We start from the raw sequence: 21,289 nt of genomic DNA on the forward strand, positions 1-21,289 counted from the left end.
GACACCCCTGAAATAACTGGCTGTGTTTGAAATGCTCAGATCAATTTAATCCGGCCAGGATAAGCAATATTTCGCGGCCTGATGGCGTCCCAGTGATGCGCAGAGGAAGTTTCGGAGCCCGTAAGACGGCCACTTGAAACAGCGGTACGTTTGTCATAGTTCCTGACATCGGCAGATCGCCCCTCTCCACTACCCGTCAACACCTCACTGGCGGCCTGGGACGAGCCAGCAACACGGGAAATATCGACAGCACGTGCATCGTCAAAGACCCTAAAAAACTCTCCTCGCGCTTCAGGACCACGGAAAGTTGCAACACCATCCCCGCTGGTCCAGCCACCCTCCATACCCACACGAGCGGCTTCGGTGGTCAGCATCCCCGACTGCTGAGCGTGATCCCACAGCCATGGCCACTCCGAGCGTACGAACACAGAACCAGACATAGGTCCGTAACCGCCAGGAGGGACTGCAATACCAGTGTCGAAAACCACCCTGCCCAACGGGGTAGTATCGCTACGCCCCACGGGCCACCAACCACCAGCACCATCACTGCGCAGATGCCACCAGTCACCTGCCCCCATCAGCATCAGAAATGGGTAACCGTCCGCGCTGAGATGGGTATGCATCTTGATTTTGTCACCACCGCTAGCAACGACGCTAAGTCGATTGTCAGTGTTATCTGCACGTCGCAGGATGACATCACGAATACCCAGCGCTGCTGTTGAAGCAGGTAGCGTGACACTCACTGTCGCCATGGTCGCATCAACGATCACCAATCCAAGGTCGGAAGACAGCAACGTTTTAGAGGCGGCGACTTTACGAAGGGTTGACGCCATCAGTGCCTTTTTATCAATGGCTTGATGCACTCCAAACGGGGTGACGGCCTTTTGTTTGTTGGTCCCTGTCTGAGCCTCTTCTACACTGGCAAGCTTGACGGCGCCTGAGTTCGTCTCAGTTGCCGTGGGCATTGCCTCCGGTATGGTGCGGGTGACGATTCTGTTAAGAGCGTCCAGCAACTGAGCGTCATTACCCTCCTCTGGCACCAACTCCGCCGCCTCAATGACGTTGATAATCTCCGACGTCATTGCATTGCCCCAGTCCGCCGTGATCAGTGATCCGACCTGACCGGTCACATTGCTTTCGTCGACGAACCGGCCGTCAACCAGCCCGACGTTGGGCACGCTTTTTGGAAAATCCATTATTCATTTACCCCGTAATTTAAAAACTCATGTGCATGCGCAGGGACTGCGCGGCGGATGACGCATTCGAACGCGCTACTGGAGTTCACTCCGAAGCGTTCGCCCCAGTGGGTGACCGCAAAGCGCCGACCCAGTCGCAGGCGCGGGCCTGTGTTCAGGGTCCACATGTACTGCGCTGACCAGGTACCGAAACGGGACTTGCCGAAGCGGGCATTGCCAAAGCGCGGTGTGCGGTATTCGGTAACTGTCGCGTGTGGATAGCCCACCGATATCGCCAGTTGCACGAAGAACGCCGGGGTTTGCCCGCCGACTTCTGTCAGGCGACGGCGGACGGCCAGTTGCCGGTCTTCGAAGGAGGGGTTCACCCCCAGACACGGGTCAGGGAGGCCCATGACTCGCTCCCAGTCCGGGACCAGTTCACGCACGTGGTTTGGATCGCTCTCACCCAACAGGTCAGCCAAGCGCACATCTTCGCGGGCCAGTTCCAGGGAGCCGGCTTCGAGCAACTGATGAATTTCCGGAACCCGCTCTGCATCCCAGGCGGGGCCGGGAGGCAGCAGAGCCTTGAGCTGCGCGTAATACGCAGCGGCTGTTCTTATCGCCATAAGATGCCTCCAAAGGTGGGCAGCTCGTTGGCGTCCGGTTGCACGTTGCCGAGTGGCGCGAACAGGGTGTGATCCTTTTCGCCCGCCGCGCCGCTGATGGCTTCGGCGATATGGCTGCCGAGCAACACAACGCCCAGGTCAGCCTCGCGGCTGTGCAGGTCAATCAGCGCGTCTTCCACGGCAGCGCGAATCGCTCCGCTATCCGGGGTCTGTTTGATTTCGTACTGGATTGGTAGCTCGACCGGCGCGAACACCCGCACTTCTGCCGTCACTGGCCGCATCGATTCGATGTAGTCGTAAACGCGCTGCAGTTGTTCGGCGTTGGGGATCGGGTCAATGTCGCCATCGCGTACCACGAACACGCCGACCGTGCCCGGTCCCATCCAGTGCCTGCGCACCCAGGCCCGCGTCACGCCGGGCACTTCCAGCGCCCAAGTCACGTAGTCACTTTGATTGCCGCCGTGAGGCACCACCGCATACGAGCGCATGACCTTGGCCCGCAGCGCCTCGAGGCTTTCCTGCTCGGTGCCACCGGTAATTCCGGGTTCAAGCACCACGAAGGTATTGGCGACACCGACCACCGGCGAAACCGTGGTCAAGCGAGTCGCCGCCGACGTATTACCCAGAATGCCTGGCACAACGGCTTCCAGTTTCACCGAGCCGCTCAACGCCGTGAGCGTGACCGACAGCGACACCTTGAACAGCGCACCATCACCTTCACGTTGCAGCAATGTCCCGGCATCCAGCACCGCACCCACCACTCCGGTGAAGCTGGCCGTACCGGCTGAACTCACTGCGGGCAAATAGCTGCGCCTGAGCCGCAGCAGTGCCATGCGCAGCAGATTTTCTTCATCGGCGGTGTCGGGCAGGATTTGTGCGGCGATGTAGTGTTGATGCCCATAGCGACCATATGAAGCGGCGCCATTGATCCGTGCAAGGACCTCGGCGTCAGAGCGCAGCAGCGCACTTGAACCGGCCAGATCACTACGAGCACGGCTGATCAGTTCGGGTAGTGAGGGAGTTTTAAACGGCATTGATCACCAGCCATAAATTATCGAGATAAATTTCCACCGTGGCGCCGCCCGTCAAGGCCAGCCTCACCCGCATGTCGAGCCGCTCGGCACCGCGTGTGATGTCGATCAGGACGGCCGAAACCCGGCCGTCATCGAGCGTCCATTGCAGTGCTTCACGGGCGTAATCCTGGGCATCGCGTTCGGTCTGCGCGGTAAGCGTGCGGCGACGCAGCAGGTACAACCGCGAGCCGATCTGGTCGTCGGTGACCGTGGGAAAACTGTCGCCCCACCAGCCGTAACGCTCCGGGTCGTCCAGCTTGTCGTCCACTCCGGCCCGCCGCCATGTCAGCAGGCTGATGATTGCCGCGCGGCGCCAGGCCTGTTCTGTGATTGCTTCATTGATCACGGTCATGGCTAGCCTCCTGGCACGGGTTTTTTGTCCGAACCTTCATGCACATGCGTGACCAGGCTGACGCCCGCAGCGACCTGATCGCCCGACGACTCGATGCGCCCGGTGGTGCTGATCAGCGGTGTGTCGAAAGTCACGCCATCGCTCGCCTTCACACTGAAGTTTGTGGTGTTCAGATCCACGGAATCGGCGGCATTGATCTGCAACGTCAGGGTCTGCAACTCGATGACGCGATTGCGTTTGAAGTGGATGAAATCCCCCTCATCGGTGTGCAGCGCCACTTCGCCGTTCTTCAGACCGGTGAGGCGAAAGCGCCGGTCCGAAACACAGATCACCACGCCGTGCGATCGGTCGCCGCCGATAAAAGCGGTCAGGCCCTCCGCGCCGGGATGCGGATTGGAGGTGTAGCCATACGGCTCGAAGTGTTCGAGACCGTCCTTCACTTCGTTTGCGGTCAGGGTCATTTGCAGGGACTGAATCGCCCCGGCCGGGTTGACCAGATTGACGACTCCGCGGACGAGCGTGTTCAGCAGCTCTCTCATGTCGAAGGCTTCCAGTAGGTAATAAAAGTGGGTGAGCGATGGTTTACGTGGCGTTACTCAAGCTTTTTGGGCTCAGGTAGAAACGCTTCGATGGGCGCGACCGTGAGGTCTGCGGTGGTGCCGCTTTCCCCGAGGTTGTACTGGATCTGGCTGATCAGCATTTCCTGGTCATCACCGATCAAATGATCGACGATGCGCACGATCATGTTTTCCCGCCACAGGTCCCCGTTCGATTGCCGCCACCCCTGAATCTTGTAGGTGCGGGTCAACGCCTTGCCCTTGCGGCTGGCGCGTTCCCAGTCGGCGCGAGATTGAGCGAGTGTCTGGGTCAACTGGTTCTGCTCATGAATGTGCTTGAGCCGCTTGCGTGGCGGCGTGTCGTCGAAGGCTAAGGCCTCGACCTGCGCTGCTGCACTGGCGGGTTCGTTATCCTCCCGCTTACGCTGACCCGTTACACGGTATTGAGAGAACACTCCGGAATAGTCCAACTGCGCAGAGCCAGTGAGAATATTCTTCCCTAGCTCCAGACGGTCAACCGCTCGACCGCTGCTGCCGGGAGCAACAATCACTAAATGCCCCTCGCCGTCATCGGTGGAAAACAACCTGGACAGCGTGAGCAATTTGTCGATGGACTCGAACACCGTTTCGCCAGGGGTACTGTGGTGACTTTCGAGCTTGGCAGTCTGTGCCACCTCACTGAGCACCTTGATCCCATAGGGTTCGGCCAGCGCTTGAACAATGTCCTGCACGCTCTGTTTATTCCACTGAGTAACATCCCCTGTTACCGCGCAATCCACCAGATCCGCCGTCAGCGACCGCCCGGCAATCGAGCGGGTCACGCTATTGGCGTCGTAGCTGACCGGGGTCGAATACACGTGTCCCGTCAGCACAAGATCCGCGCCAATGCGAACTTCACAACGGGCGCCTTGCTTGACCTCAACTTCCATGTCCTTGCCCGGCCAGCGCCAGGACACGCCCAAGGTAAACGTCCGCGCCTGCTGCTCAATACCGGCAGAGATGCTGACTGTTTTCCATCCACGGTAATCCGTGCCATCAACGCTGAGCGTGACGACGTTTTGCGAGTCCATGGGTTACTCCTGAGCGACTTGAAGGGTCGCCGCTGGCAAGAAGCCTGGGTGAGAAATGCTGTTACGCGCGACGATTTCATCGCCACGTGTGGCATCGGCAAATTGCCTGAAGGCCAGCACCACAGCGGGTACCGATTCTTTGGGCGTCACATCAACGAGGTTTACCCCTGAACGCGCAACGGCGGTCAGGTGCTCCCTCATACGTTTGCGAACCGCTTCAATGCGCTCGAAGTGCTCGTGACCAGCGAGCAGCGCCGCTTGCCAAAGAGCATCGCCGAGAGCATCACGCAGTTGCATGATGTCGGCCGCCACCGGTACTTCGGGACGCGCCACGGGCGTTGCAACCTGCTGCTCGAGGCTGGGTACCCCCGGCAACGCCGCAGGCGCTGCAACCACCGGCATGGCCGAGGCCAGACGGAGGGCATCGGCCAGCACCACATCACGCACCAACTCACGCGTAGCGGTGACGGTTGCGACCGTGGCGACACCTCCCGCAGCCGTCGCCGGACTCACCAGCCCAAGCACCGTTTCCACCTTGGTCATGGCCTGGCGTTGCGAGGTTTTGAAGCGATCAAACTCGCCAGTCATGCTGGAGAATTGCGCCCCCAGCATCGTTGACAGGTTTTCCGGAAAGTTGGCCAGGGTGTCGGCCAGCGAAGCCGCCGAACTGACAAAACCGGTCAACTGACTGAACTCACGCTGAATAGCCAACTGCACACCGGCGACACCATTTTGTAGCGCCGTCATGCTGATTTGCGCTTTGTTGACCCGTACCATCGCGCTCTTGTATCGGGCCAATGCTGAATCCAGAAAACTTTCGTTCTCCATCTCCAGCAGCCTGGCGGTATTGGCCACGCCCACCGGGTAGCCCTTTTCACCAGCCTCCACGAACGACAGGGAAAACCTCGCGATCCCGCCTTCGGCCCGCGCCTGTTTGACCTGACAGCCCTCAGTCGCAGTCACGGTCATGCGCCCGAACCAAGGGTGAATCAACTCCCCTGATCCGGGTTGATCGAGTGCGTGCAACAGGTTGTCACGCTGCACAAAGCAGTCGTCTCCGATGACAAAAGCCTCGAAGGTTATCGCCCGGGTTTTGCGCCCCATGTCTTCGACCAAAGGCCGATCACGCTGGGGATATTCATGCAACTGCGTACGCCGCCCCACTACCGTACTGTCACTGTCGACCCAAAAGCCGACACCACGGAACGAAGCAGACTGCAGGTCATCCCGCCAAGTCTTGCTCATGTCGCTGTCCTTTATTTCGAGAGGCTACTGCTGCGAGAGGCTGCGAACGCCCCTTTGCGATATCGAGAAGCCCGGCTGATTGGTTTGAGCCTCGCCAACGGTGGTGCCCGGCGGCGCGTTCTGGAACTGCACGGTCAACGCGCCCTGCAGATTCGTACGGTTGTTGGCCGCTGCCTGCTGATTGAGTGACCCGGCCATGATCAGGCTGCCGGGCGCACCGCCTTGCTCAGGTGAACGCAACAGTGAAGCGGCTGATGCACCGCCCTGAGTGAGATTGCGCTGTGCCTGTTCGTCGCGGACCGCCTGGGCAGCGTTGGTCATTAAAAACTGTCCGGTGCCACCGCCGACGCCTATGTTTGCCTTGCGCTGATCGGCGGCAAACTGACTCATTTCATCGGTGGCGCCCTTGATCAAGCCGCCGCCAAACAACGCCATCATGGGTTCGAAGATGGTTTTCACTTCCCCCCAAAGCTCTTTAACCCAGGTGACTACCGGTTCCCAGCGCTGTTTGATCATCTCCAACGGAGACCAGTCAAAGACGCTAACCAGAAAACCGGTAAACGTTGATGTGAGTTCCGTCACCCCATTCCAGATCGTCCCGAACGTCTCAGCGACAGGCCCCCACATTTCGATAACCTTAGCCACGGGTGGCCAGTCAAAAATACCACTGAGGTAGTTCATGAATGGGGACGTTACTGCCTTGACCACATCCCACAGCGCACTGAAAAAACCTTTCAATGGCTCCCAGTTCTCGATGATTGCGCCCAACGGCGACCAGGAAAAAATCGTCTTTATCCCTTCCCAGGCCATCATTGCTGCCGCCTGAATCGTCGCCCAGACCGCCTTGAAAAACGCAGCAACCGATGACCAATTGGCAATCAACAAGCCTGCTGCCAGAGCAATCCCACGAACGATGAGCCCCACAGGATTATTACCAATAACAGCGCTCATAAAGGCGCTGGCAACCGTCGCCGCGACCACCGCCAAACGCAGGAGCGTAAAGCCCGCTGCCGCCCCGGCGATGCTTCTGACCAGCCCGGGATTGGCCTCGGTAAACTCTGAAACCTTGCTGATCAACGGTCCGATCGTGCCGAGGAAATCGTTGACCGGCGGCAACAGCGCTGAACCGATGGCAATCCCCAAACGCGTTGTGTGGTTATCCATCACCTGCAGCCGACTGGCGGTTGTCTCCGCGGTGGCGGCATAAGCTTCCTGTACCGATCCCGCATACTGCTGACTGTTGCCGACCAGCTGGAAATTCCGCGACAGCGTGTCGAGATCAGTCAGTAGCGGAGCAGCCGATTGATCACCAAACAACTGCGACAACATCGCGCCCTGCTTGCCCTTCTCCAGCGCATTCAGCTTGGTCAGTACATTGCTGATCGTGCCTTCGGCGTCTGCGGACATGCCTTCAGACACCGCTTGCGCGTCCAGCCCCAACGCCTTGAACGCCTGCTTCTGGCCCTCGGTTGCGAGAGTGCCTGCGTTCAGTGTTTGCGCAAAATTGCGCATGCTGCTCGCGGCCGCCTCTTCGGAAGTGCCACCCTTGGCGAACACAGCGCCCATTGCGGCGGCCTGCCCCGAGCTCAATCCGGACGAACCTGCGGCGGTGACGATCCGGGAAACTTTCCCCGCGTCCACACCCCCGGCTTTCCCCAACTGAGTGATCTGGTCGGCCAGGGCCATGGCTTCCGTCTGGTTCAGTTTGAAGTCTGTCCGCCATGACGCCATCATCGCGCCGGACTGTTCCCCGGTCTGATCGAAGGCAATACCCATCTTCAAGGCATCTTCGGCGAACGCTTTCAGTTCCTCTCGGGCAATGCCCGACTTTCCCCCCAACGCAAACACTTGCGCGATGCCCGCAGCGGACACCGGCAATTTTTCCGACAGGTCGAGCACGTCCTTGCTCATCGCCTTGAACTGCTCGGGGGTTTGAAAATCAACCGCCCGCCTGACCTTGACCATGGAGCTTTCAAAGGCAATAGCGGCTTTAGCGCCATCAATGAAGGGCTTCATCAGCCCCTCCTTGCCGGTCAAAGTATCCATGAAGGGAATGTTGCCCAAGGCGCTCAAGGATTTACTCAGGGTCGATGCTTCTTTCTGCGCGCCTTTGAGCTGGAGCGACAACTGATCGATGCCAGTGACCACCATCGCGACTTGAAGTTTGTTAGCCATTATTCCCCCGTTGCTCTTCGAGTATTCGAAAGGCGTGCCACTCGCTTTCCAGAATTACATCCAAAGGTCTTCCCATGAGCACCTCAGGGTCCGACCTCCAGAAGTAAGCGAGGTCGTACACCACACCGATCAGGTCGGCGACGCCACCGAAGCGCTCTGCAGGAAAAAACCGATGATTTTCCACACCAGGCTGTTCAGGTCCGCCAGGTCCAGTTGGTTGACTGACCCCGCCGGAATGGCTGCACACACCGCGATGTATTTGCACGCTGCTTCGATATCCGCCACCGGCATCGACGAATCGGAAAGCGTGTAAGGCAGCACCTTGATCGCCCGGCATTCTTCAGCCGTCGGGCGACGCAGGTGCAGCTCAGTGAGTTCCTGACCGTGTGCCTTGATGGCGACGGCCAGGGTAAAGGTCTCTTTGCTCATCACTGCCAGTCCCCCGAGATGCCTTCGAATTTGAGGCTGACCTTGCCGTCCTCACTCGAGCTGGTCATGTCATCCACCGCGTACGCGCCGCTGAGCACGTAAGTGGTGCCGTCGTTGAACTCGGCGGTGACCGTCATGTTCGTGCCAGTCTCGATTTTTGCCCGAGGGAAATCGACGGTACGAATCGCGTCAACTTTGATGAACGGCGTGACTTCGTTTTCCTTGAAGTAGCCGACCACGACGGTTTCACGCTTGACCCGGGACATCGGTACTTCTACCGCGCCCGTGATAACCAGCTGTTCGCCGTCGACCTTGATGTAGCAAGTACCCGCAACTTTCTGACCCATGTGAATCTCCACTAAAAAAGCCCGCACAGGGCGGGCTTGGAATGACGTTTGATTAAGCGGCTCAGGCCGCGTCGGAATACTGCAGACGGAACTGATACAACAGCGCGAACACGCGCAGTTGGTTGACCAGATCCGGTGGATACAGCACGTTCAGGCGATTCGGGTTAGTCGCGTCGCGCTCAACGATCAGGTTGTCCTTGAAGGCGTCGATGTTCTCGACAATCCCCAAACGCACCAGCTCGCCATAAGCAGCGATCAGCTCACCGCGAATCACCTTCGGGGTCACCATGCGCTGGCCGGGGCCAAATTTGGTGCCGTCGTTCGCCAGTTTGTGACGACCGTATTTGCTGGTGATCCGGGTGCGCAGGAAACGCAGTACATACGCCGACTGGTGCAGCGGCTCGCTGTCCAGGTACGAGTCATCCGGCTGGTTGTACGCGTTACGCTGATACGTGGTGATCGCCCGCTGGATACGCATCGCGCTGCCCGAATATTCGAACGTGGCGATGCCGCTGCCCAGCAACGACTGGTATTCATCCAGCATGAACCGGTCACTGACCGCAGCAGGCTCGATGGCCCCCAACTCACCCGATTGCGTCGGGCATGCAGGGTCGGCGCTGATGAACACGGCGGTGCGTGCACTGAACTGAGCAGCGACTTCCCATACCGGCTGCGGAATGCTTTTTTCCATGGCGCCAATAGACACCGAAGGGTCATTGCGCAGCTTGCCTGCAGCTACCAAAGCACCCAACGTCCCGCGCTTGGCGCTATAAACCCGACCGTAGATCTGCTTCGCCCAGGACCAGCGCCCCGAGGTGAAATCCATGGTGGATTTCCAGTAATCCAGCGTTGCAGCGTCGGTCCATGGCTGGCTGATGAACTCGAACGGCTCATCGCCGAGCGCGGCCAGCGCGGCGGCCATTTCCGGCGTACCCACACCACCGGCCATCGCAGCCAAAACGACTTCCAGACCGGCTGGCAGTTGCTCGCCATTGGCGGCACCCAGTCGGTTGAAGCTCAACTGGATATCGTTGCCCAGCTCGCCTTTGAACTTGCTGACCAGCGTCACGACGCCCGCTTCGGCGGTGGCAGTAACCGGCAGATCGGTGGCCGCATTGATAGCGCTCAGCAAAGCAGTAGCTGCATCAGCGGCCGTGGCCAGTTCAGGCACGATGGCTCGCACACGCACGCCACCCACGTACAGGTTCAGCAGGCCGGCCGCCGTGGCGGTACCGGTCAGCGTGACCTTGCCTAGAGCATTGGTGCCGGACTCGATCTTGAGTGGCAGGCACCAGACTTCGCCCGCAACATCGATCTTGCGATGCGCGGCGTGCATGGCCCACAACATCGAACCGGCGCCGCCAATGGAGCGCGCTTCGGTACTGCGCGAGATCAGCACCAGGCGGCCGATGTCTTCGCTGGTGGCATCGTCGTTGACCTGACCAATGATCAGACGTCGCAGACTGGAAGCACCGCTGTTGGCCATCGAGTTATCAAGCTCGGCGTAGAACAGTGGTACACGAAGATCGGATGGAATCTGGCTGAAACCTACAGTCATTTGGCGGCACTCCCTTTCGCTTTGGGCTGGCTCGGAGCCGTACCCACGATTACTACGTCTGCATCATTGATCCGTCGCTGCCAAAAGGCAGTCAGCGGTACTTCATAGCCCTCGGCGGGCAGCAGTTCGCCACCCCGGGCCGGATCCGGAACAGCCCGGCCTTCGGCAGGTTTCACATGTACTCGTTTCACTGGGGTATATCCTCACGGGTTTGAAATTCGATGCGGCCATCGGGGCCGCGATCTGTCAGGTTTTGATCGACCATGGGGTCAATGAAGTCGATGTCCATATCGACTCCCTCAAGCAGTGGCAGGCCATCGTTGAGCTGCTCCTGCCACGTTTCGGGAGGCCCTGCCGGGTCACTGCGACCCAGCATGAACTCGGTGAAAAAGCGGAACTGGTAAACCACCCGGTTATCGTCAATCAGCAACATCGAGCTGCCGCTGTACTGCAAGGGATCGTCTTCAGCTTCAGGCTGAAAGCCCACCAGAGCGGCCCATAGCTGAACGCGAATGCTGTGAAGTTCCTGAGTCGCGGCCTGGCCGTATTGATCACCGTTAGCCAGTGCCACATTGATCAGGTACTGCTCACGAACGATGTGCCGGACCACATTGGTGGTGGATTCCTGTGCGGTATCACCCGCCGTCAGGACATAGGCGGCGGGCATCGCCAGTTGGTCGTCGGTACGGGCGCTGTCCCACTGCAGGCCACCGGCGACACGGCCTTGAAAACCGGGGCAGCGCTGGCTTATCTGCGCAATCAAAGTTGTTACGTTCATCTCAGAACTCCAGTTTCAGAACTCCAGACACAACAAAGCCCCGGGAACGGGGCTTCGTAATGGTCGTAAAAATGGCTCAGCAGGCCTCGTGGATCGGGGCTTTCTGAGGGTCCGAGGGATTGGGAAAATCGTTAAATCAGCAGTCCGACATCTTCGCCGGCTGCTTATAGACCTACGACGTATCGTTGTTAGTTGGTGATTAACAGATCCAGACTGGTAGCGTCGCAGGAATAGTCGCCTTTGTTGTCGAACACGAAATACAAAGGAGCACCGGTAGTAACCGGAATAGCATCCTCGCTTACCACGGCGCTACCGCCATTCGGGAGGTCGTAAGTCTTAATCTCAGAGTCACCAGACTTGATGATCAAGGCAATGCCGTTGCCGCAGGACGTATGCAAATCATTCACTCGGCCGTGAACACTGATCGACCCATTAATTGGACTCGTCCAGCGAATAATCGACTGGGTGCTATTGCCTGGATGCAACGTGGCATCGCCTTGCTTGAGGACGAAGCTGCCGCCACTTCCCGAAAAGCCGTAATCAGATTTCGGAATGGCAATCCAGCCGCCAGTGGCCGTGTTCTGCCAGCAGGTTGCCGGAGAGGCACCGCACTGATCTGCCGCAAAAGAAGGCATGGCGGTGTAGTTCGCCGACGAACCTCCGCCCGCCGCACTTTGCATGAATGCCCAAGCTGAGCCAGCGGGTGCACTCTCCTTCATCAAATACATATCACGAGCCAGGTTCCACGACTGAGCCGCAGCCCAGGTATTTACAGAAACAAAGGACGACAGCAAGGCCGTCACCAACAGAAGCTTTTTGTACAGTTTCATAGTTCACCTCGAGGTATTAATTTGGGTACTGATCAGGTTGCGCGGACTATCCGCACGCTGGTCGCTCAGAGGCGATGACTCGGGGCTCTCGGCCCTCACATGATTCAACGCCCCGCATCGGGAACACTTGATCTGGAGTTCGGTGTACTCACCCACTCGGGCAAGAAGTTTTTTGCACTTTCCACATCTGCAATCTTTCAACATATGCGTAATCCTTTGATTTATGCCAGGTCACGCCAGGCTCAATCCGAAATCGCCATCCTGTTTTGTGCTGCAACGCAAAAGCCCCGCGGACGGGGCTTTGCTGTGCTCATAAAAAGTGGCTCGCGAAGCCCGACGAATAAGGGCCCTGCGAAGTTAACGGCGCTCAGACATCAAGCTCACTGTCCGATCTTCCAGACTTGCGCCAGGTTGCCGTTGCTCTGGTAAACAGAGCCGACAAATACGGCCAGGATCATGACCAGAGGCCAGGCCTGAACGGGCATGACCAGCATGCCTTTGCAGATGTAAACCATCACCGTGCCAGCGCTGACCATGACCAGCCAGGCCAGACAGCTCATGTTGCGGCGAAACCGCGCGCCCTTGCGGCGAAAGGTGAAGAGCCGAACGAACAAGCCCATGCACAACCAGAACGTCACCTGGGTAAGCAGTGCGCTAATCAAAGGCTTATCCATCCTGACCTCCAGGCTGCCCGGTCTCTAATCTGCCGCGCCGTTTGATTGCTGCCAGCGCCACAGTGACCACCAGCACGGAGGCCCCGAATGCTGCGGGCCCTGAATACTTGAAAGGACGAATCCCCCAGACTTCGAAATCCACCAGAGCGGGGGCGAACAAATAACCCATTACAAATGACACCAGCAGAAAGACCATCCGCTTCCAGACCGGCATTTCTTCTGTGGTGGTAAAGAACACCAATGCGCCCGCCAATGCGCCGATGGCGGCGAGCGTATCAATGCCTGTTAATAATCCTGCGAAACCCGCACCGGCCGCACCAGCGACCACGACAGATGCGGCCGTGCTCGCTGGCTCGGCCATGCTCATACTCCATTGCTATTCCCGAGGGGAAAAAGAAACCCCGCCGAAGCGGGGTGGGTGACTGCCTGTTAAAGGCCTGATATGTGGCTGAAAAAGCCTGCCTGCCGTTGCTGCCTCAGGCGTAAATCTCAGATCGTGCCGCCTTTGTACCTGCCGCCGGAAAGCATGGGAAGTGCTGATTTCAGGGTGGTTCAGATGCGACTGGAACGCGACAGGAATGTGACCAGAACACGACAAAGTAGCTCGACGAACGGTTGGTTGTGCAGCCTGAGCCAGTTATTCCTGAGACTGTACCTGCAGGAGCTTACCTAGGTTACGAGGTGAGCTCCTTGAGATTGGGTTCAATTTAGAAAGTCGTGTTTGGCGGGTGATCGCCCGTTGCTGGTACCGCGTTGTTGCGCAGCAAACATTGGACCTGTAGGAGCTGCCGGAGGCTGCGATGAGGGTATGTCAGGATAAATGCTTCGCAGCCTTCGGCAGCTCCTACAAGTCGATGAGTTCCAGCATGCTTTTATAGGAGGCTGGAAGGCACGCCGCGCTTGCCCGTACTCGCCATCACGATCGACATCACCAACTCATGCAGTCGCTGTACCCGGTTGCGGTAAGTCCGGTCAGCGCCTTCGGCAATCCCCGCGGTGCGCATCTGCTCGCGCACCGGCACCAGTTCGCAATAACGTTGTGTGGCGAGTCTGGCCAACGCCGCGTGACCCGGCGTGCGCTGCAACTGAGCGACGGCACGATCTATGGCCGTGGCGATGGTGTCCATGCCTGTGCCACCGCCATCCAGAATGCGCGAGCCCGGTGTGCTGCGTGGTGGTGCCCCGCCCCATTCAATCAATGCCCCCAACTGGCTGCCCAAACCGCCACCCAAACCTTGCTCGCGGGTTTGCTCGCCCCAATGCACCATCAGCTTTTCGATTTCCTTGATCATTGTTGTTGCTCTCCATCAACTCAATACCCGCACAGCAGGCATCGTGAAAAACCCAAGGCGTGATTAATCAACCTGACCGAAGCCAGGCAAATCGTTGCGAACCTGTGGGATGAACAAAAATATTAGCAATCGCTAATATTTACATCAATAGCAAAATGTAATTTACTGTCTGCTAACGCAAAGCGATGATTGAGCCATGGATATTTACGAACAACGCCTCAGAGCCCTTCGCCATGCTATGGCCGGCCTCACACAGAAAGACTTCGCCAACCAGTTCGGCCTCGACGCTTCTTATCTGTCGCAGTTATTGAACGGCCACCGAAAACTAGGGGAAAAAGCGGCTGCTACCCTGGAGGGCAAGATCGATCTCGCCCCAGGCACACTGGTCTCTCCAGAACCTTCGGACAGCGGTGACCTGCTGGAACGAGCGAAGCCAAAAGCAGCAGCACCCGTCGACACCCGGAAAGTCATGGAGTCTTTGGGGTTCATCACCATCCCGCATCTGAACGTGGCGGCCTCGATGGGCTACGGCCTGGTCCCGGAACACCAGGTTGAAGTCATCCGTGAAATGACGGTGCATCTCGACTGGCTGAAAACTCAAGGCGTGCCGTACTCAAGCCTCGAAAACCTGGCGATCATCACCGGTGATGGCGACAGCATGGAAGGTACCTTTCGCGACGGCGACTCGCTGCTCGTTGATCGAGGCATCACCGAAATTCGAACCGATGCGGTTTACGTGTTCACCCTCGACGGTGATCTGTTCATCAAGCGCCTACAGAGAATGACCGGTGGAGCGCTGCGCATGATTTCGGACAACCCGGTTTATCCGCCGATCATGATCGATGGCGCTGACCTTGAGAAAATCCATATTCAGGCGCGGGTATTACTCGTCTGGAACGCCCGAAAGCTGTAGCCCTCAATGCGATCTGCAACAAGCCCGCCGATGCGGGCTTTTTAATGCCCCAACCAAAAAAGAGTACACGAGTACTCCTTTTCTCTTGCCGTTTGGTCGCCCGATAATTACTGTATGTATATACATAACACCAAGGAGGAACTCATGTCCAAGACGCAACCCAGAGCGCTCGTCCCCCCAACATCGCTGGAAATGCTGGGGGCGCGTATTCAGAAAATCCTCACTTCACCGGCCGCTCGTAAGGAGCATGCCGCACTCGTTTACAAAGCGCCGGACGAATCTCAAGAGGACTGGGATCAAATCATTGATGCCATTACCGAGACCGATGGCGTGTACGCAACCCTTCAGGACGACGGGTCTGTACGCGTCTTCTGGGATGTTCCTGCTCAAGATTGAAGGATAGAAACAGTGTCACCAAGGAAATATTTAGCAAATGCTATTGTATAAATATTTAGCTATTGCTAATTTGATCTCGTACCCAATCATTACCGAGTACGAGACATGAAAAAACCACAGCATCACCCTCGCTGCCAGGTGTACCTGCACCCGGTAGCCACTTCGAATCCTGCTGCGATCCACGCTATCCAGCAGCAAGCCGGACTTTTACTGATCATCACACCGAAAAAAAAGCGTGCACAGAGCAACCCACCGTTAACACGTTCGGATGAAATCAACCCTTGGGGAGGTGACGCAGCATGAGCCAGACACTCAACCAACTGCGGTCTGAATTCGCAACGCCGTGCCCGACGTTAAGCGCCGTTCGAGAACGGTATTTTTCCCACATATCGAGTGATCGCTACTTGATGCGCAAAATCAGCAGTGGCGCAATTGCCCTCAAAGTCACTCGACTTGGCGGCTCCAGCAAAGGTCAGCCTGTGGTTTATCTGCACAACCTTGCGGATTATCTGGATGCTCAGGACCAGTTACAGGCCGCGTGACCCGAGACTGCCGCTGTCATACAGCGGCATCACGCTAATGCTCACCAAGCAACAATCACTTGGAGATATCAGTCTTTAACTCAAAAATCAGATTGCCTGGTTTACACGGAGAAGCGTCTATCTCAATGGTTTTCGTCACAACATTGATTTTCATCATTTTTTTCAGCTCATTACTGGATATTTCCAAATAATCAGCTAGGCGGCCTCAAGCTGAACCGTTTAACGTCGATAGGCTACTAACGTTTTCCCTTCCGACAGGCCCCTCGCATGAACCTGAGAAACCTCAACATCGCCCCCCGGTCGCTGCTTTGCTTTGGCTTTTTTGCCGTATTGATTACAGCCTTGGGTCTGTTCTCCTTGCAGCAGTCCGCTGGTTTGAAAGAGTCACGAGAGACGTTGCAGGACAACGTACTGCCTACTATTCAAGCCATCGAACAGATCAAGACTGATCTGGTGACAATCCGCCTGGGCAACACGGGTCTACGGGCGGCGCAAAATGCTGAGGGTGCCAAACGTCAGCTCGAACGCATCAGTCAGGCTCGCGCGAGCCTGGAAGCCGATGTTCGCAAGTTAAAACCTTTGCTGGTGACTGAAGCTGGCCAGAAAGCATTCTCCGGTATGGAGCAGCATCTGTCGGCTTACCTCGGTGTTCACTCGCGCTTCCTGGATGCCGTCGAACAAAAACGCGAAGACGTTATCAATGCGATGACTATTTCTACCGGAGAAATGACCCTCTCAGCGGAAGTATTGAGTAAAGACATCACCGAGGTTTCGCGTTTGGCAAACCTCAAGATGGCTGAATCTGACGCCGCTGCTGACCAGAGCTACGCGCAGTCCCGTAATGTCACCATCGCCGCGATTCTGATCGCACTGGCCGCGACACTGGCACTGGCAGCGCTGTTTACCCGTAGCCTGTCTGCGCCGATCGCCAAGGCCTTGGCGGTTGCTCAGCAAATTGCCGCCAACGATCTCAGCAAGCCAATCGACATTGACGGCAAGGACGAACCGGGCCGACTGCTGCAAGCGCTGTCGGTGATGCAACAAAACCTGCGCCGCACACTCGGTGAACTGGGCGACTCCTCGTCGCAACTGGCATCGACCTCCGAAGAGATGACCGCCGTTACCGAGGACTCATTGCGTGGTGTGCAGCGTCAGAACGATGAAATCAATCAGGCTGCCACAGCTATTAACCAGATGAGCGCGGCGGTTGAAGAAGTGGCACGCAACGCTTCGCTGGCTTCCACAGCTGCGCGTGATTCGAGCCAGTCGGCAGAAAACGGCAGCAAGCGTGTCGGTGAAACGGTCAGCGTGATCAACGAACTGCACCAGGCAGTCGGCGTTACCGCGGTCGAGATCGATGGCCTGGCCGTGCAGGTTCAAGGCATCAGCGGCGTGCTGGACGTGATTCGCGGTATTGCTGACCAGACCAACCTGCTCGCACTCAACGCGGCAATTGAAGCGGCACGCGCGGGTGAAGCGGGTCGTGGTTTTGCGGTAGTAGCGGACGAAGTTCGCGCGCTGGCGCATCGTACTCAGCAGTCCACTGCCGAGATCGAAAAAATGATCGCCTCGATTCAGGACGGTGCCGGTAAAGCAGTCAGCGCCATGGGCCACAGCAGTGAACGCGCACGCGCGAGCCTTGATGTCGCTGAAGCGGCAGGCCTGGCACTGGCTGAAATCACCGCGGCGATTGTGCAGATCAACGAACGCAACATGAGCATTGCCTCAGCCACCGAAGAGCAAGCACAAGTCGCCCGAGAAGTAGACCGTAACCTGACCAGCATCCGCGACCTGTCCCTGCAGACATCGGCAGGTGCCAACCAGACCTCGGCAGCCAGCAGCGAGCTTTCGCAACTGGCGGTGGGCCTGAATCAGCTGGCGCTGCGCTTCAAGATGTGAGGGTGAGCTGCGCCGTGCCCCTGACGCGGCGCAGTCTCACGGAAACATTGGAACTGTAGGAGCTGCCGAAGGCTGCGATTGCGCTGTGTCAGCGATAACTGATCGCAGCCTTCGGCAGCTCCTACAGAAATGCATTCCAATCCTGAGGATGCATTTAGCTCTAAACCCTCACCCGCCGCTCCACCACTATCTCCGGCAAATCCAGACGTCGCATGTACACCCGCAATGGCTCGCTGATGCGCAAGCGGTCGTCGATGTTCTGCTCTAAAAGCAGTTGAAGGCGCTCCCGACTGAGAGTCATGAGTTCGTCTTTCCCGGCCGTCCAGACGAATTCACAGGCCGGAATAATGCCCTCATCGCTGACATCCATACCGAACGAATCTTCGCTGAAACGCACGATGTATCGCTGGGCCTTGTGGTGGTAACCGACGAAACCTGCGAGGTCGTCGGCTGCTTCGCAAATAGCGCTGGAGGTGGTTTTCATCAACAGTCCTGCCTCAATTGAGTGGGGCGCCAATCACAGTGCACGGCGGAAGATGTCTTCTATTTGCGCCTGATCAGCGGGACGCGGGTTGGTCAGACCACAAGCGTCTTTCAACGCGTTGGCTGCCAGGACCGGGAAGTCCTCTTCCTTCACGCCCAAGGCGGTCAACCCCGGTGGAATGTCGATAGAGCCCGCCAACGTACGAATCGCGGAAATCGCGGCACGGGCTCCCTCCTCCGGAGCCAGACCGCGAATGTCGGCCCCCATGGCATGCGCCACATCCGTCAGGCGCGCCGGGCAGACCGCGGCGTTAAAGCTCTGCACATGAGGCAGCAATACCGCATTGCACACGCCATGGGGCAAGTCATAGAAACCACCGAGCTGGTGAGCCATGGCATGCACGAAACCCAGAGATGCGTTGTTAAACGCCATGCCTGCGAGGAACTGGGCATACGCCATGTTTTCTCGTGCCTCCATGTCTGATCCATCGTCCACTGCACGGCGCAGATAACCGGCGATCAGTGACATAGCCTTCAGAGCGCAGGCATCGGTGATCGGCGTGGCGGCGGTCGAGACATAAGCTTCGATGGCGTGCGTCAGCGCGTCCATGCCGGTAGCAGCAGTCAATGATTTGGGCATTTTGGCCATCATCGCCGGGTCGTTGACTGACAACAGTGGCGTGACGTTGCGATCGACAATGGCCATTTTTACGTGGCGCACTTCATCCGTGATGATGCAAAAGCGGGTCATCTCACTGGCCGTGCCTGCCGTTGTATTGATGGCGATCAGCGGCAATTGCGGGTTCTGCGAGAGGTCCACACCCTCGTATTCGCTGATGTGTCCGCCGTTAGTGGCACACAGGGCGATGCCTTTGGCGCAGTCGTGAGGCGAGCCGCCACCTAGCGAGATCACGAAGTCGCATTCACGCTCACGCAACAGAGCCAGGCCGCTCTCGACATTGCTCACCGTCGGGTTGGGTTGCGCACCGTCGAACACCACCGAGTCAATGCCCTGCTCCACCAGCAGACCTGCGATGTGGGCCGCCAGTCCAGCCTTGGCCAGACCCGCGTCGGTGACAATCAGCGCTTTGAGAAAGCCGTATTTACGGATCGCCTGCATGGCCTCATCGAGACAGCCGAGGCCCATGATGTTCACGGCGGGAATGAAAAAGGTGCTGCTCATGATGGAACCTCGGCGTGGTCGCCTGCGCGTGGAGAATGCTTACAGCATGCGCGCGCCGAGGAAGGGGGAATTGATCTGGCTCAATGAATGGAGAAGCAAGCACGCCACCTGTAGGAGCTGACGAGCAACGCGAGGCTGCGATAGAGGTGTATCAGACAGGTCGCTATCGCAGCCTCGCGTTGCTCGTCAGCTCCTACAGGGGTTTTGGTGTTATTTGATAAAACCATCCGCCTGCAGCAACGTTTCCAGGCACTGTTCCTGAATGCCGTAGAACACTTTCAACTCCTGGATTTTCGCCAGAATCTCAGTGGACTTGAGCGGCTCGGCGCGCTTTACGGCGAGGATCATCTTGTTCTTGTTGGTGTGTTCCAACGAAATAAACTCGAACACTTTGGTCTCGTAGCCACAGGCTTCAAGCAGCAGCGCACGCAGGCTGTCGGTGACCATTTCAGCTTGCTGGCCCATGTGCAAACCGTATTGCAGCATCGGCCGCAGCAGCGTCGGACTCTGGATTTGCAGACGAATCTGCTTATGGCAGCACGGCGAACACATGATGATCGATGCGCCGGAACGAATGCCCATATGAATGGCATAGTCAGTGGCGATGTCACAGGCGTGCAAGGCGATCATCACGTCCAGCGCGCTGGGCGCAACGCTGCGCACGTCGCCACATTCGAAGGTCAGGCCCGGATGCTCAAGCCGGCCTGCCGCGTTGTTGCACAGCGTGACCATGTCTTCGCGCAGCTCAACGCCTGTCACCTGCCCGTCAGCCTGCAACGTATTGCGCAGGTAATCGTGAATAGCGAAGGTCAGATAGCCCTTGCCTGAGCCGAAATCCGCCACTTTGATCGGCTGATCGAGCTTGAGTGGTGAAGACGTCAGGGCGTGGGAAAACACCTCGATGAACTTGTTGATCTGCTTCCATTTGCGCGACATGGACGGGATCAACTCATGCTGCTTGTTGGTCACGCCCAAATCAGTCAGAAACGGTCGGGTCAATTCCAGATAACGCTTCTTCTCGCGGTCATGACCCGCAGACGGCGCTTCACGCTCCTGCTGGGCCTTGCTCTTGAACAAGGTGCTCTTGCCCTTTTTGCTGAACTCCAGCTGGACCTCATCGGTCAACGACAACAAGTGCGCGTTCTTGAAAGACTCAGGCAACAATTGCGCAATGACCTGAACCGCTTCAACCAACGGGAAATTCTTGGTGATGTCACGGGTTTTGTAGCGATAAACAAAAGACAGGCAAGGCTGATCCTTGACGGTCAGTGCCTTGATGATGACCCGCTGCAACTCGGCTTCGACGCCCACGTACTTGGCCAGCACCAGCTTGATGAACGAGTTCTGGGAAAGACTGTTTTCCAGCAGGCTCAAGAACTGCGCACGATGATCTGGCGCTGGCTGGGTGGAAGTTGCGGTGACTGACATCAAAAACGCCTCGGAACGAGCAGATAGCAAAGGCGGCTATTTTAGGCGGGTTAAGGCGTTGAAGGTTGGATTAATTGATGGACGCTGGTCTGGAAGAATAAAGCCGGATTGGCGAGCCTATGGTCTGTTTGTTACTTTTTGATTCCGAATGGCTGAAGTGGCTTTAGCCAAAACCGAAGTTCCCCTGCATAATCCGTCGCCTACGCCAAGATGTCGAAAACCTGCGCTACAGATACTCTGTGCAATGATTAAGCACAGCGGCAA

General features: G+C 57.6%; 27 protein-coding genes. 6 read left to right on the top strand and 21 right to left on the bottom strand.

The window, feature by feature from the left end:
• Positions 1-35: 35 nt before the first annotated feature.
• From AUC61_RS12200 to AUC61_RS12285, 18 genes are all read right to left on the bottom strand, one after another.
• Positions 36-1,196, bottom strand: coding sequence for a phage tail protein (locus tag AUC61_RS12200; RefSeq protein ID WP_243246334.1), 1,161 nt, complete (start codon positions 1,194-1,196; stop codon positions 36-38).
• Positions 1,196-1,801, bottom strand: coding sequence for a YmfQ family protein (locus tag AUC61_RS12205; RefSeq protein ID WP_243246336.1), 606 nt, complete (start codon positions 1,799-1,801; stop codon positions 1,196-1,198). Before AUC61_RS12205 ends, AUC61_RS12200 begins: the two co-directional genes overlap by 1 nt.
• Positions 1,792-2,835: a baseplate J/gp47 family protein gene (locus AUC61_RS12210; RefSeq protein ID WP_243246339.1), complete on the bottom strand. Its 1,044-nt coding sequence runs from the start codon at positions 2,833-2,835 to the stop codon at positions 1,792-1,794. Before AUC61_RS12210 ends, AUC61_RS12205 begins: the two co-directional genes overlap by 10 nt.
• Complete coding sequence (locus tag AUC61_RS12215; RefSeq protein WP_243246342.1) at positions 2,825-3,226, bottom strand: phage GP46 family protein; 402 nt, start codon at positions 3,224-3,226, stop codon at positions 2,825-2,827. Before AUC61_RS12215 ends, AUC61_RS12210 begins: the two co-directional genes overlap by 11 nt.
• 2 nt (positions 3,227-3,228) lie before the next feature.
• Positions 3,229-3,765 (bottom strand): phage baseplate assembly protein V, encoded by a 537-nt coding sequence (locus AUC61_RS12220; protein WP_243246352.1) that lies wholly within the window; start codon positions 3,763-3,765, stop codon positions 3,229-3,231.
• A gap of 53 nt (positions 3,766-3,818) precedes the next feature.
• Complete coding sequence (locus AUC61_RS12225; protein ID WP_243246354.1) at positions 3,819-4,853, bottom strand: phage baseplate assembly protein; 1,035 nt, start codon at positions 4,851-4,853, stop codon at positions 3,819-3,821.
• 3 nt (positions 4,854-4,856) lie between these two features.
• Entirely contained in the window at positions 4,857-6,098 is a 1,242-nt protein-coding gene (locus AUC61_RS12230; RefSeq protein WP_243246355.1) for a DNA circularization protein, read from the bottom strand.
• Between the two features lie 24 nt (positions 6,099-6,122).
• The gene (locus AUC61_RS12235; RefSeq protein ID WP_243246358.1) at positions 6,123-8,273 is read right to left on the bottom strand and encodes a phage tail tape measure protein; all 2,151 of its coding nucleotides are present in this window, start codon (positions 8,271-8,273) and stop codon (positions 6,123-6,125) included.
• 129 nt (positions 8,274-8,402) lie between these two features.
• Positions 8,403-8,702 carry a phage tail assembly protein gene (locus tag AUC61_RS12240; protein WP_087264742.1) on the bottom strand — a complete coding sequence of 100 codons (300 nt, stop codon included), beginning with the start codon at positions 8,700-8,702 and terminating at the stop codon, positions 8,403-8,405.
• On the bottom strand, positions 8,702-9,049 hold the full coding sequence (locus AUC61_RS12245; protein WP_243246360.1) for a phage tail tube protein: 348 nt from the start codon (positions 9,047-9,049) through the stop codon (positions 8,702-8,704). The genes AUC61_RS12240 and AUC61_RS12245 overlap by 1 nt, the downstream gene beginning before the upstream one ends.
• Positions 9,050-9,110: 61 nt before the next feature.
• On the bottom strand, positions 9,111-10,607 hold the full coding sequence (locus AUC61_RS12250; protein ID WP_243246368.1) for a phage tail sheath C-terminal domain-containing protein: 1,497 nt from the start codon (positions 10,605-10,607) through the stop codon (positions 9,111-9,113).
• Positions 10,604-10,798, bottom strand: a complete 195-nt coding sequence (locus AUC61_RS12255; protein WP_243246371.1) for a DUF2635 domain-containing protein — start codon at positions 10,796-10,798, stop codon at positions 10,604-10,606. The genes AUC61_RS12250 and AUC61_RS12255 overlap by 4 nt, the downstream gene beginning before the upstream one ends.
• Positions 10,795-11,385, bottom strand: coding sequence for a phage tail terminator protein (locus AUC61_RS12260; protein WP_243246374.1), 591 nt, complete (start codon positions 11,383-11,385; stop codon positions 10,795-10,797). Before AUC61_RS12260 ends, AUC61_RS12255 begins: the two co-directional genes overlap by 4 nt.
• A gap of 188 nt (positions 11,386-11,573) precedes the next feature.
• Complete coding sequence (locus AUC61_RS12265; RefSeq protein ID WP_243246376.1) at positions 11,574-12,215, bottom strand: hypothetical protein; 642 nt, start codon at positions 12,213-12,215, stop codon at positions 11,574-11,576.
• A gap of 3 nt (positions 12,216-12,218) precedes the next feature.
• A complete protein-coding gene (locus AUC61_RS12270; protein ID WP_243246378.1) occupies positions 12,219-12,419 on the bottom strand; it encodes a Com family DNA-binding transcriptional regulator in 201 nt (66 codons plus the stop codon).
• Between the two features lie 176 nt (positions 12,420-12,595).
• A complete protein-coding gene (locus tag AUC61_RS12275; RefSeq protein WP_238599512.1) occupies positions 12,596-12,889 on the bottom strand; it encodes a phage holin family protein in 294 nt (97 codons plus the stop codon).
• Positions 12,882-13,250: a putative holin gene (locus AUC61_RS12280; RefSeq protein WP_087264749.1), complete on the bottom strand. Its 369-nt coding sequence runs from the start codon at positions 13,248-13,250 to the stop codon at positions 12,882-12,884. The genes AUC61_RS12275 and AUC61_RS12280 overlap by 8 nt, the downstream gene beginning before the upstream one ends.
• A 511-nt stretch (positions 13,251-13,761) precedes the next feature.
• The gene (locus AUC61_RS12285) at positions 13,762-14,181 is read right to left on the bottom strand and encodes a hypothetical protein (RefSeq protein ID WP_243246381.1); all 420 of its coding nucleotides are present in this window, start codon (positions 14,179-14,181) and stop codon (positions 13,762-13,764) included.
• Between the two features lie 196 nt (positions 14,182-14,377).
• On the opposite strand from AUC61_RS12285, the gene AUC61_RS12290 reads away from it, so the two are divergent.
• The 5 genes from AUC61_RS12290 to AUC61_RS12310 all read left to right on the top strand — a co-directional run bounded on the left by AUC61_RS12290 (position 14,378) and on the right by AUC61_RS12310 (position 17,931).
• Positions 14,378-15,094: an XRE family transcriptional regulator gene (locus tag AUC61_RS12290; protein WP_243246384.1), complete on the top strand. Its 717-nt coding sequence runs from the start codon at positions 14,378-14,380 to the stop codon at positions 15,092-15,094.
• Between the two features lie 144 nt (positions 15,095-15,238).
• The gene (locus AUC61_RS12295; protein ID WP_243246385.1) at positions 15,239-15,490 is read left to right on the top strand and encodes a DUF1654 domain-containing protein; all 252 of its coding nucleotides are present in this window, start codon (positions 15,239-15,241) and stop codon (positions 15,488-15,490) included.
• A 105-nt stretch (positions 15,491-15,595) separates the two neighbouring features.
• On the top strand, positions 15,596-15,793 hold the full coding sequence (locus AUC61_RS12300) for a hypothetical protein (protein ID WP_243246402.1): 198 nt from the start codon (positions 15,596-15,598) through the stop codon (positions 15,791-15,793).
• Positions 15,790-16,032, top strand: a complete 243-nt coding sequence (locus tag AUC61_RS12305) for a pyocin activator PrtN family protein (RefSeq protein WP_099268585.1) — start codon at positions 15,790-15,792, stop codon at positions 16,030-16,032. The genes AUC61_RS12300 and AUC61_RS12305 overlap by 4 nt, the downstream gene beginning before the upstream one ends.
• Positions 16,033-16,299: 267 nt before the next feature.
• A complete protein-coding gene (locus AUC61_RS12310) occupies positions 16,300-17,931 on the top strand; it encodes a methyl-accepting chemotaxis protein (RefSeq protein WP_243246403.1) in 1,632 nt (543 codons plus the stop codon).
• A 160-nt stretch (positions 17,932-18,091) separates the two neighbouring features.
• Here AUC61_RS12310 and AUC61_RS12315 read toward each other — a convergent pair whose 3' ends face one another.
• The 3 genes from AUC61_RS12315 to AUC61_RS12325 all read right to left on the bottom strand — a co-directional run bounded on the left by AUC61_RS12315 (position 18,092) and on the right by AUC61_RS12325 (position 21,025).
• The gene (locus tag AUC61_RS12315; protein WP_243246405.1) at positions 18,092-18,415 is read right to left on the bottom strand and encodes a DUF2025 family protein; all 324 of its coding nucleotides are present in this window, start codon (positions 18,413-18,415) and stop codon (positions 18,092-18,094) included.
• A 33-nt stretch (positions 18,416-18,448) separates the two neighbouring features.
• Complete coding sequence (yiaY, locus tag AUC61_RS12320; RefSeq protein ID WP_243246407.1) at positions 18,449-19,597, bottom strand: L-threonine dehydrogenase; 1,149 nt, start codon at positions 19,595-19,597, stop codon at positions 18,449-18,451.
• A 210-nt stretch (positions 19,598-19,807) separates the two neighbouring features.
• Positions 19,808-21,025 carry a class I SAM-dependent methyltransferase gene (locus tag AUC61_RS12325; RefSeq protein WP_243246408.1) on the bottom strand — a complete coding sequence of 406 codons (1,218 nt, stop codon included), beginning with the start codon at positions 21,023-21,025 and terminating at the stop codon, positions 19,808-19,810.
• On the opposite strand from AUC61_RS12325, the gene AUC61_RS12330 reads away from it, so the two are divergent.
• Positions 21,015-21,167 carry a hypothetical protein gene (locus tag AUC61_RS12330; protein WP_243246409.1) on the top strand — a complete coding sequence of 51 codons (153 nt, stop codon included), beginning with the start codon at positions 21,015-21,017 and terminating at the stop codon, positions 21,165-21,167. The two genes, AUC61_RS12325 and AUC61_RS12330, sit on opposite strands and share 11 nt — an antisense overlap.
• Positions 21,168-21,289: the final 122 nt, after the last annotated feature.

It is taken from the genome of Pseudomonas maioricensis, from assembly GCF_022790535.1.
In the GTDB taxonomy this organism is placed as follows: Bacteria; Pseudomonadota; Gammaproteobacteria; order Pseudomonadales; family Pseudomonadaceae; genus Aquipseudomonas; species Aquipseudomonas maioricensis.